This is a genomic window from Chitinophaga filiformis (genome assembly GCF_021646545.1).
GTDB lineage: Bacteria > Bacteroidota > Bacteroidia > Chitinophagales > Chitinophagaceae > Chitinophaga > Chitinophaga filiformis_A.
This window is the reverse complement of record NZ_JAKIRP010000015.1, coordinates 201,711-213,433: the sequence shown is the minus strand read 5'-3', so window position 1 is coordinate 213,433 and position 11,723 is coordinate 201,711. Positions and strand designations below refer to the sequence as shown.

At 47.1% G+C, this 11,723-nt stretch carries 6 protein-coding genes; 1 reads left to right on the top strand and 5 read right to left on the bottom strand.

The window, feature by feature from the left end; translation table 11 throughout:
- Positions 1-188: 188 nt before the first annotated feature.
- Complete coding sequence (locus L3C95_RS28065) at positions 189-1,649, bottom strand: sialate O-acetylesterase (protein ID WP_236393456.1); 1,461 nt, start codon at positions 1,647-1,649, stop codon at positions 189-191.
- Between the two features lie 166 nt (positions 1,650-1,815).
- Between L3C95_RS28065 and L3C95_RS28060 the strand changes: the two genes are divergently transcribed.
- Positions 1,816-2,055, top strand: a complete 240-nt coding sequence (locus tag L3C95_RS28060) for a hypothetical protein (RefSeq protein WP_236393453.1) — start codon at positions 1,816-1,818, stop codon at positions 2,053-2,055.
- 583 nt (positions 2,056-2,638) lie between these two features.
- Here L3C95_RS28060 and L3C95_RS28055 read toward each other — a convergent pair.
- The 4 genes from L3C95_RS28055 to L3C95_RS28040 all read right to left on the bottom strand — a co-directional run bounded on the left by L3C95_RS28055 (position 2,639) and on the right by L3C95_RS28040 (position 11,646).
- Positions 2,639-5,092 carry a glutaminase family protein gene (locus L3C95_RS28055; protein WP_236393444.1) on the bottom strand — a complete coding sequence of 818 codons (2,454 nt, stop codon included), beginning with the start codon at positions 5,090-5,092 and terminating at the stop codon, positions 2,639-2,641.
- Between the two features lie 952 nt (positions 5,093-6,044).
- A complete protein-coding gene (locus L3C95_RS28050) occupies positions 6,045-7,202 on the bottom strand; it encodes a PepSY-associated TM helix domain-containing protein (protein ID WP_236393442.1) in 1,158 nt (385 codons plus the stop codon).
- A gap of 1,163 nt (positions 7,203-8,365) precedes the next feature.
- Positions 8,366-9,496 carry a glycoside hydrolase family 88 protein gene (locus L3C95_RS28045; protein WP_236393440.1) on the bottom strand — a complete coding sequence of 377 codons (1,131 nt, stop codon included), beginning with the start codon at positions 9,494-9,496 and terminating at the stop codon, positions 8,366-8,368.
- Positions 9,497-9,528: 32 nt separating this feature from the next.
- Positions 9,529-11,646, bottom strand: a complete 2,118-nt coding sequence (locus L3C95_RS28040; RefSeq protein WP_236393421.1) for a hypothetical protein — start codon at positions 11,644-11,646, stop codon at positions 9,529-9,531.
- Positions 11,647-11,723: the final 77 nt, after the last annotated feature.

Sequence of the window (11,723 nt, the reverse complement as noted above, 5' to 3'; positions counted from 1 at the left end):
AAAAGCCAGAGAGAAGAAGCAGAGAACTAGCAGAGAAGATCCAGAGAAGACGTAGAGAGTAAGCAAGGAGGTTGATTTTGTATAGAAAGTATCAGACGATAAAAAACAGCTACCGGCAGTTCAGAAAGTTGTTTTCACAATCAACTGCCGATAGTTGTTATCGCTATATTTCTTTATGCTGAACGGGGTTACTGCTTACCGTAAGTAACTCCCTTAAAATCGTCTGTCCGGAAAGGACTGGCGGGCAAGCCGGCCCCATTATATAAGTTGCCGCTGGGATTATTCGACCAATTGTAACGCACCGCTACCGGTTTTTCCACTTCGGGACTTGTTACCATCACACGGTCGCCAACGATGCTTGCTTCTGCCCAATGGAATTTCTTATCTGCACCGGCTATCTCAAAGCCTTTCAGTTTACTGCCTCCCCTAACCACCAATCCGTTGTCTTTATGGTTAAAGGCGATGAACACCTTGTTGCCCGAAATCGTTTTCAATTGATAGATGGGACCTGAGTAGGGAATCTTTTCCCCATATACCTTCGCCCTCGCAATCAGTGACAGACGACGGGCTACCTCCTGTTTATTCTTCGGATGGATATCTTTATCATCTCCGATATCAATAGCGGAAGCCATGCCCGTATTCGGCACAGAAAGCGTCATTAACTGTGCTTCGCGCAGTTCCGCCCAGTCAGATTCGACAGGTTGTTCTTTTTTCTCCGTAAAATTGGCCAGTTGTACGAAATAGAACGGGAAATCGCCATTTTTCCACTGTTTGCGCCAGTCTTTGATCATCAGTGGAAATAATTCCCTGTACTGATATGCCCTGCCCACATTAGCCTCACCCTGGTACCAGATGGCCCCGCGAATGGCGTAAGGCAGCAGTGGGTGGATCATTGCATTATAAAGATAGGTTGGCTTATTAGGATTCGATGGCGATTGTGGTGGCGCCAGTTGCTCGAACGCCTTCACCGTATCTGCAAAAGCGGGCATTGTCTTCAGCGATTCCCCGCTGGTCCAGGCCTCTGCTATTGTTCCTCCCCAGGAACTGTGGATAACGCCTACGGGTATATGCTCATGGCCGTATATCTCCCTCGCAAAAAAATACCCAACGGAAGAAAACTCCGGTACACTCTCCGGAGAGCAGACCTTCCAGCCGCCTTCCCAGGGCGTAACATCCTCCTGCGGAGCAGTACTGGTAGTGTGTTTTATCTGGAAGAAACGGATCTGCGGATAATTTGCCGCTGCTATCTCCTGCTCGTAATTCAACACTTTTCCCCATCCTTTGACAGGCATTTCCATATTGGACTGGCCTGAGGCTACCCAGACGTCTCCTATCAGGATATTGTCCAGTTTTATCGTATTGTGTCCGGATATGGTCATTGTATAGGGCCCTCCTGCTATTTGGGCAGGGATTTTCACCTTCCATTTACCATCTGCTGCTGTAATGGCAGTAAAGGTCCCGTTACGGAAGCTAACAGTCACCTTCTCTCCTTTGTCGGCCCAGCCCCATATATTCAATGACTTATTACGCTGTAATACCATGTTGCTACCGACCAAAGCGGGCAAGCGAACATCAGCATAGCTATTCAGGACTAGAGAGCATGACAGCAAACCTGTCAGCAATGGTTTTAATAACGTGGTCAGTTGCATGAAACGATAGTTTTTATTACGCTGATCAAGGTACAAAATGGGGAATAGATGCGCAATAACTTCCACTGATAAAGTATCCTATATGGGGGCTTTAGATGGCTTTTTTATGGGTGTAGCTCATTTTGGCACGAAATTTTTATAGTCTTCTGCATAAAACGATAAGATTATGATAAACGGTATCATCACTCTCGATTTCGACATAAAAGCATTGCACTATCTGAATAGCAACAGCCGTTATATCAAAGCTACTGCTGATGCCAACGGTAATACGGACATAGCTTCCGCAGCTTTACAATACTACAAATCAACAACAGATCATTCTGATATACAACTGGAAGACGAAGCAGACGTGAACAGGTTCAAACATGTGGCTCGCCGCTTTTTCAGCGAATTCAGTGAAAACTGATTTTCATCCATGTAGCCCCCGGTTGCATCCGATCATTCATTCATTCGTTCCCCAGTCATCCATTACCCCGTTTCATCCATGTAACTCCGTCATTCATTGTTCCCCTGGGTTTTCATTCATTGTGCTTTCCCCAGGCATTCATTGTTCCCCAAGGGAAGACATCCATTATACAGACTAACCTCATTATCCATTACCCAAAAAAGCAAGAGCCTGCAAAGTCATATTTGCAGGCTCTTTTATGTATAGTCATTTTGTACAGACCTTATATAAAAAAGTAAAGGTCGTCAAGAATGACAACCCTTTCTAACCATATCCTAATAAAAACCAAGTTCTTTACTTTCTATGCGATAACATATCAAGTATAATATTTTAAATAAGATTTTTCTCTTGTGTAATTTCTCTATTAGGGAAAGGGTGGGACCTTTTTTAAGTATAGGACAGAATCAAATTTCTTTCGTTGCTGATACAAATATATGCTCCGGTTTTGTATTGTTTTGTAGTAGTATTACTACACTTTAAAAAGAATGAGGTGACTCTTCGTAGAAGAGCCACCCCATTACCTTTCAGCCGATCAGCTAAAAAATTATTTCTTCAATGTTGCGCCTAATATCTGCATAAAATATCCACCTACTACACTTCTTGCCTGAAAACCTACCATCTTTCCATCTGCCGTTTCATGCCAGTCGCTCAACGGTACACGTGAAGATGTTTCCTGTGCGTATTTATACACAGGATCCACCAGGGCAGAGAAATCCGCCTGATTGTCCGTCAGGGCTGCAGTCCATAATATCCAATCAGATTTAGTGTATTTTTTACGGCTATCAAGCGGCAATCCATACGTTAACTGTTGGGTCAGATAATACTTTATTTCCTTTTCGTATACCGCTTTCGGAAACAGTCCGAGGTGTAACACCTTATCCCAAACCAGGTTGTACTTCTGGCTCCACGTACCTTTGTTCTCAAATGCAAGTGTATAATGGTCGCCATCTTCCGCCAGCTGCATCCATTTCGGAACCATCCCTGCTGCCGCCGTCCGATACTTCTGCGCTGAAGCTTTATCGCCCAGCATATCAGCCAGCATTGCGTAACAACCCAGTCCTACAATTGCTTTCACAGACAGGTTTGCATTCCTCGCCAGGTGACCTGCGAAATCGTCTGTACACAGTTGGTTCGCAGGATCAAAACCTTCTTTCAACAGATACTCAGCCCAGGTGGTTAAGGTTTTCCAATGTTGCCTTGCATAATTCGCATTGCCTTCTGCTTTTGCTATCGCTGCAGTCAGGATGATCATATTGCCAGATTCTTCTACCGGCATGCCTTCTCCGTATGTCTGGCCATTTGCCAGCGGATATGTTCCAAGGTCGTGCGCGGCATATGGCTGTGTATATTTTCCGCTTTCACTGAAATAGAAAATACCATTGAGCATTCCCTTCATCAGCTCCGGATTATATACCAGATACAACGGCGCTGAAGGATATGTTACATCCACTGTATTGATACAACCATTGCTGAAATTCTCTTTTGAAAGGAACAGGACCTCTCCCTGCGGACTCTTCACCAGCTTGTGTGCAGCAATACTCTGACGGTATCCCAGTACACAGAGTTTTGCATATTTCTCACCACCTGCTTGTTTTGCCAGCTCATACAATTCCTTATCAAACGCAGTACAGCGGGCAATTACAGCCGTATATTCATCCTGCGCTTTCTTCAGTTCTTTTTCTATCGTATAGCTGTCATCTTTTTTCCACCATGGCTTTAGATTTGTTTCAAAATACTGAATAGAATATATATCATCATACCCTACCAGGAACACCTGTTCCTTTTCAGTACCATCTACTTTCCCAAGAGACACTGATGTATTCAGCACCAGTTGCTGGCCTTTATCAAGCGTTGCAGGCTTGCGTTTACCGGCGAATGAAGCTGCTGCTACACCTTCTTTCGTAACATATTGTGCAGCCCCGGCTGACTGTGGTACAGCTACATAAAGATATCCCCAGTCAATACGCAGGTCGTCGCCTTTCTTTGCCAGTACAGGTTGCGCCACACTACCTGTCTTCAGGATAGACAATCCCTCACTGGTATACTGTTGTGCAGTCACTTCCTGTGCGGATGTATTTACCGCCAGGTCGGAAGATGCACCGAAATACACTTCTACCTTATGCTTTCGCCCGTCATTCGCCTTTACCTTATATGATACATAAGACACAGGACGGGACATCAGATCAAGATCTTTCAGCAATAACGGTGATGTGAAAGTCAGCTTTACATCCACCTTTCCGCAGGTAAGATCATAGATAGTTCGTGTAGCTTCCAGCGTAACATTTTTCTGTTCTGCCAGCTGGACTTTATCTGCCCATTTATCTTTATCCTCTGTTACGATACCTCCATCGAGATAAGCACCTCCCTTTGTATTGGTACAATGCATGGCCAGTACATTGGTTCCTTTACGCAGTTTCTTTTTTGCTTCTTCACTGATAGGGAAATATTCCATATGGTTTAACCATCCCACATAACTATAAATGCGTTCACCGTTCAGGTATACTTCCGCATTATCGTCGTGATTGATCTTCAGCAGCAGCTTATCCACATTAGGGTCATCTACTGTGAAGGTCCTGCGTACCCATACGTCATCCGTAAACCAGGGTGTACCGATAGTTTTCTCGTCCTTTACAAATGGCGCCTTTCCGGTTTTCCAATTTGCGTCATTGAATGCAGGGTCTTCCCAGCCCTTTTCAGGCGCAGTTTCTGTATACCGCACCTGATAGGGTTCCATATCAGCTGTTGCAGCTAATGCCCTGTACGCATGTCCGGGAGCGCCTAATACGCGATAGGTTACACCGTCAACCTTTACAAATCCTGTCAGCGACTGTTCCGTGCCTGTCCAGTGACGTGTAGTGGAAGCGGTCAGCTTGTCTGTCGCTGACCAGACACTGAAATAAGGATCGTGTGTGATCAACGGATAGGCGGGCGCCTGTTGTTGTTGCGCATACAGCTGTTGTGACAGCAATACGGCAGCCATACCAAAAATTCTCTTCATGATTTTGTGGAGCTTTATATGATGATTATTGAAAACGTGGAAACGCGCCGGTGCCTCCGCGGCAATGGCAGTGTTGTTGAGACTCATAGACCTATAATTATGATACCCGTGGATTAAATTAACTGCACACTCTTTCTCACTGTCGAAAAATAGAGATTTTTTTTCGGGAAATGTATTGTTTACGCTTATTTTTTCCGGATGGGATTTTAGGGTTACGCTTTTCTGAGACCGTTCTTGATGCGCCTATGTATTGTTTCCTCATTGAGGGTTGCGCCCTTTCCGAGACCGTTCCATACGGGAAAGTAAGTGTGGGCTTACTGGCTGAGTTCTTTGAAGTTTCAAGACGTGCATTTTGTTTCTTCAATGAAGGTTGCGCTCTTTCTGTGACCGTTCCATACGGAAAAGTAAGTGTGGGCTTACTGGCTGAGTTCTTTGAGGTTTCAAGACGTGCATTTTGTTTCTTCAATGAAGTTGCGCCGTTTCTGAGACCGTTCCATACGGAAAAGTAAGTGTGGGCTTACTGGCTGAGTTCTTTGAAGTTTCTTGCTATGGAACCTTGGGAGGTCGTATTTAGCTTTGGTATATTTATTAAATCCCTGGTGCAACGTGGCAGCATACTTCAAACAACTTAGGCCAGCAAGCTCCACCTTACTTTTCCTGATTCCACTCCTACGCTGATAGTTAGACGTCCATCAACAGTGTGGAATCTTATACTGTCGTTTCTGCGGTAGAGCGTTTACAGGGCTCTTTTTTATTTTCTTATGCCGTCTTCTCTCCCTATCAATACTAGTAACGGGGCCGCCGACACAGAGCGAACTGGTGCTAAACGTCCGCGATGACTATGGAATCTTATGCCTCCTCCCCGCCAGTTATGAATACTGTAACGGGCAGACTGCACAGGCAACCAGCGTAGAACAGATTTGCGTTGAACCTCCACCATGAGTATGGGATCTTATGCCCTCATTTTTGCGGAAGAGCGTGTTACAGGGCTCTTTTTTATTTTCTTGTTTCGTCTTCCCCACCAGATATAAACACCGGTAACGGGTAGACTGGCACAGACGAGACTTGCGAGGAAAACAATGATCTTTCCCGGCAGGCCGATAATTGCGCCGATGTGGATATCGTAGTTCATGTCCCGCAGTTTGTCTGCGAAGCCGGCTTTCGCATATTCGCCGGTATAGGGTCCTTTTGCGGGCAATACCGCTAACGTATTCTGATCGAAGTAGTAATTGTCCAGTTTATAATAGGTACCAGGTCTGTAATTGATATGGGCTGAAATAGCGGCTGATTTATCAGCGGCGTAAGACACCATGATGCCTGCGTCGGCGGGTGCTTTCTTCCGCAGCTGTTGCCATATCTGGTCTTCCGGTATCTTGTATATGGCTGCTTTAGTTGTGTCTGACAATGGTGGCGCATCCAGCGGCAATTGCTCACCTCCTGAAGTAGCGAAGTACAATGCTTTGCTGAACCACTGGAAGCCCCATACCAGGCCGGTAGTTGCAAGCAGTAAGCCAATTATCAGAATATAAAATCCCAACACATTGTGCAGGTCGTAGTTCAATCTCTTCCATTTGGCGTCCCACTTCACTGAGAATCGCTGTTTCGCAGCAGCTTTATTTTTGGGCCACCACAAGACAAGGCCCGTGATCAGCATAAAAAAGAAGATCAAAGTAACAGAGGCCACAACCGGCTGACCTATTGCCGGAGGTAACCACAGGTAATAGTGTCCGTGTAAAATGAAGTGGAAGAAATCGCCTTCTTCACTCCAGACCTTGATCACTTTACCAGTATATGGGTCCATGAAGACCTGGTAGTAATAGTCCGGATTAGCACCATAAAACATCACAGATGCGCTCTTGTCCTTTCCCGGATAAAGAATGCCATTCGGTTGTTTATGAGGGACCTCTTTAACCGCAATCGCTTTTAACGTTGACGGTGGCAAGGGAGTCGCCTCCGGACGACTAGCGGTATATGTATATGGTTTAGTAACACTTTCTATTTCCTGCTGGAATGCGAGGATGCAGCCAGTAATAGCTATAACGAAAACGCCGAGGCCGGAGATGAAGCCGAGCCACAGGTGTAATTTACCGATGAGTTTTTTGATATTCATAAGCAGTCGCATTCAGGCTGAGTTGGCCCAGGTAGGTGTAAAAATGATACAAATAATGGTGAATGTTTGCTCGAAAACGGAATTTTTCTTGGGCTTTGGGCAGCTTTGGTTTTCAGGCAGGGCGACGGCCGGTTTTCAGGTGGGACTGCTGGCTGTAGTTCTTCGAAGTTTCTTAATATTGGACGTGGTGGGACGGTTGGGCAGTGGGATGTCTATTTAACTCCTGGTCGGGCGCGTCGGCAACTTCGAACAACTAAGGCCAGCAGTCCCCACCTGAACCCGGCCCGTACTTTAGTTGCTCCGCCAGTAGTTTGATCGCTTATTTTTGTCCTTTGGTAGCCGCCCCGTTTTCGAGTTGGGGGAAGAGAGAAGGGGGACGTCCAATTGTTTAATCGACCACTTATCTTTTCAAGCTCCCGCTCTTTATGCTTCATTAATGCAATCTCTGCTTTGTAGGACGTATATACTGGTGATTTGAAGCCCGTAGGACGAAAAATAGATCATTGCAATAACTCAACGGAGAAAAAATCAAGAATGAGAACGGGAATAAGAACTGAAATAGGAAAGGAATAACGTAAGAAAACCCTATATAAATGTTATATAAGAGAACAGTTGCCGCCAGAAGTTCTATGCGACATGGCCCGTAACGTAAAGCTAAGGTATGGATAATGGGCAATGGAAAGAGGAAGTGGAAGGTTAAGGTTAATAAGGTTAAGGTCAAGGTAAAAGGTAAGATGACAATGACCTAAGAGGACGCCATTAATAGTTTCAAGAACGTCCAACTATCAGCGGATGAGTGGAATCAGGAAAAGTAAGGCGGAGCTTGCTGGCCTAAGTTGTTTGAAGTATGCTGCCACGTTGCACCAGGGATTTAATAAATATACCAAAGCCCAATACGACCTCCCAACGCTCCATAGCAAGAAACTTCAAAGAACTCAGCCAGCAGGCCCGCACTTACTTTTCAGTATGGAACGTACTCTGAAAGAATCATACACCCAAGGACACAAATAAGACAATAAGAGGACAACACCAGGCGGATGGCTGAAATCCAGAGCAGCCAGCAAGCCCGCACTTACTTTTCAGTATGGAACGTACTCTGAAAAAATCGCACCCCCAAGGCAACAAGCGAAACAAGCACCCTGTACGCATAAAGCGCCAGCCAACTATTTACTCTTATACACCTCCGTCCCCGCCAGCAAAAAACACCCCAACCCATAATCCTCAAAATCCGGAATCTTATCAAACGCCAGCGGCTGCCCATCAGACGGCTGTTTCCCCGTACTCTGCACATATCCCAGCATTCCATTATCATGCACACAATCCTTCACCAGCGCATTCCACGCCTTCACCACCACCGGCTGATAAACCTTCTTATCAAGATACCCCTGCCGTATGCCCCACGCCATACCATACACAAACAGCGAAGTTCCCGTCAGCTCCTTACCACCAAAATTGGCAGGATCATGCAAGCTCGCATTCCAGAAACCATCGGTACGCTGTAGTTTCACCAACGCCGCAGCCATATCTTTAAAATCCTGCAGGAAGATGTTGTAATAAGGAGAAGACTTCGGCAACCATTCCATCGTGCGGACGAGCGACGCCAATACCCAGCCGTTTCCCCTACTCCAGTAGCAGTTGCCGCCATTAGGCTCTTTGTAGGGCGGCACAAAGTCCTTGTCCCTCCACCACAGGTGCTCCTGCTGATTGTATAGCCCATTGGTACCATGCCTGAATTTTGTAAACGCATACATCTCATACATGCGATGGAAATAAGAAGTGTCGTTATACAACTTTCCCAGGCGCGCCATTACCGGCATCGCCATCTGGATGGCATCAATCCAGTCCCAGTCATCGATGACATCTGTCGCCAGCATGCTGTCGATGGAGGCCTTGATGTCGTGCATACGTTCAGGTTGTTTATCTATGAGGTAGAGGTCGATATAAGTCTGACCACAGGCCTGGTTATCGGCATTGCGCGTAATGATGCCGCCACGCAGGCCCCAATGGTGTTTGTCGCCCCATTGCACGGCGTAGTCGTAATAAGTTTTCTGCGGATCGATCTGGTAAAGTGCCATGAGTCCTTCGTAATAGACTGCCCGTGTCCAGATGTTGGAAGGCCAGGTCTTATGAAGAACGATCTCTTTACCGGCGTCCGGCCATTTCTCCATAAAGTAACGGTTAGCGAGGGTCAGGGTTTTCAGCACTTCCTTTTTTGGCGGCAGCGATTGTGTCCGGGCAGGCAGATAACTGCAGAGGCCCAGCAGGACAGTAGCGATTAAAAGATGCATCTTCATTATATATAGTTTTTACGTGGATGGATCATAAATCAGGGCATGGTATGCAGCCCTTCCCACATCACCCGCCATTTGCCATTATCGGGAATGCCCGGCAATGCCTGCATACAGCCGTCGTAACCTGCGCACATCATGGCAACAGCGGTCAGGAGACCACCATTCCCCGGCAGATACAGCCGCAGGCGTTCATCCTGGTAGTTATGCCCGTTAGGCAGCCAGGTGTTGGTCTTTACAGGCATGAACAGGGCATCAATCGCTTTTTCCGGCATACCGAGACGCGTAGCCGTCATGGCAGTGAGCGGGAAGTCCCAGCCCCAGGTTTCCTGCCAGTTCCAGGACGTCCATATCTTATTGAAGGTGCGGTGCATGACAGCAGTATCTACATAAGGCCGCGCAGGCAACATACCCAGGGCGCCCAATACAGCAGGATGGTCTGTCATATACGGTGGGTTAGTGTATGAATCAGGAGCACTTTCGGCAGCCAGGTAGAGGCCATCCTTTTGCGGGAGTGGCGACAGACTATCCAGTATGGCGTCCCAGCGGGCATTACGGGGCAATCCCAAGCGGGTACGCCATTCCTGTGCAGTGGTGAGCCCCCAGCGCCAGTAGGCCAGTTCGAAAGTGGCATTAAAGGTATTTTCCGGTTTGAAGCGCTCCTGTGCAGGGATCATACCCTTGCCCAGTATATAGCGATGCGTGGCAGTGTCGTAGGCTGCAAATGAAGCCATGAAATCTGCAGTAGCGAATACCAGGTCTTTGTATTTGTTCAATGTGCCATGGTCATGATAATGGCGATACAGCAGCTCAGTCATATAGATGAAATGCGGCTGTTGCCATAATAGAAAAGCGCCTACTGAAGAAGGGCTTTCATTCCCTTCCGGGTCAGTCATTTTCTGCCAGCGGAGGCCTTCATATCCCTGACGTTGGGCAATAGCCCTGGCTTTCCCTGCAACAGTAGCATACCATTGCAGGCTTTTTTCGAGGATATCGGGGCGATTCCATAATGCAAAATGAACAACATGCCACCAGTGCATTTCCAGGTGAGGCTTGCCGAACCAGCTGTTGTAAGTCAGCCCTGTTTCCTGTGGAGGTATGTTGCCTGCGCATTGTACTGCCATCAGGTATTGTGAAAGTATGACCCTGCGCTCGAGCTCGAAGGCCCGTGGATCAGTACTCCCGGCGAAGTCTACGGCAGCTCCCGTTTGCCAGAAACGCAGCCAGTGTTCTTCACTGAAGGTACGCACTGTTTCAAAGGGAGGCAGTGTACGAAGAGAAGCAGGACGTTCTTCGCTGAAGCGGAAATCAACATCAAAACGGGCAGCCGTAGTGGCCGGTGTGATGATGTGATCGTGCCGTTGCTGCTGTGCCAGTGTCATAGCATCGGAACCGCCTACCTGCAGGAAGTAACGCGTTTTGTCAAGACTGTGCTCCATTGTAAAAGAACGCTGGCCAACCTCCACAACGCGGGATACATGTTTTTCAGGATACTGCCTGTTCACACCGGCGTCCAGAAAAGTACCGGTGGGATAAGGGAAACGTATCTGCAGTTTTATCCGGCCTTCTTTCAGCAAGGGAGATTCGATCCTGACAGCGATAAGGTCTGTGTCAGGATGCACCGTGGTCAGTACCTGCACAGGATTGCCGTCTACCGTGAAGTGGCTTTTGATCACCCCCCTCCGGAGGTCCAGTTCCTGCGATACGTCTTTAATGTCGGACAGGCGGCAGGCAGTTCCGTTCTTCAACAATATCTGGAGACCAATGTTTCCTAACTGCAAACGGTGCATGTTCTGTCTGAACCAGTCTGATGCCTGTCTATTGCGTTCCGGCGTATTCCATTGCACAGCATATGTGATATCGCGGTTATGCAGGTGATAGGTTTTGAGGCTTTCTTCAAAGCGGTAGCCGGCAGTATCTGTGAAACTATGCCACCCCCACTCAGATTGGGTGCCCAGTGGAACGCCCTGACTATAGGCCTCAGGAAAGGATTGCAGTCCGGTGATGTCTACAGTAAAAGCAAAACCACCGTTGCCGAGGGTGAGTGAAGAAAGCGAATCGAATTTATTATTGACAACATTATGCCGCTGCACCAATGCCATACGGTCGATGAGCTCCTGGCCCTGGGAGGTGGAGCTGACGAGCAACAATAACATACATAATGAAAGCGCGTATAAACAGTTTTGTATCCTTTTTTTCATAATAGTGGAACACATTTCAATAAATGTATGGA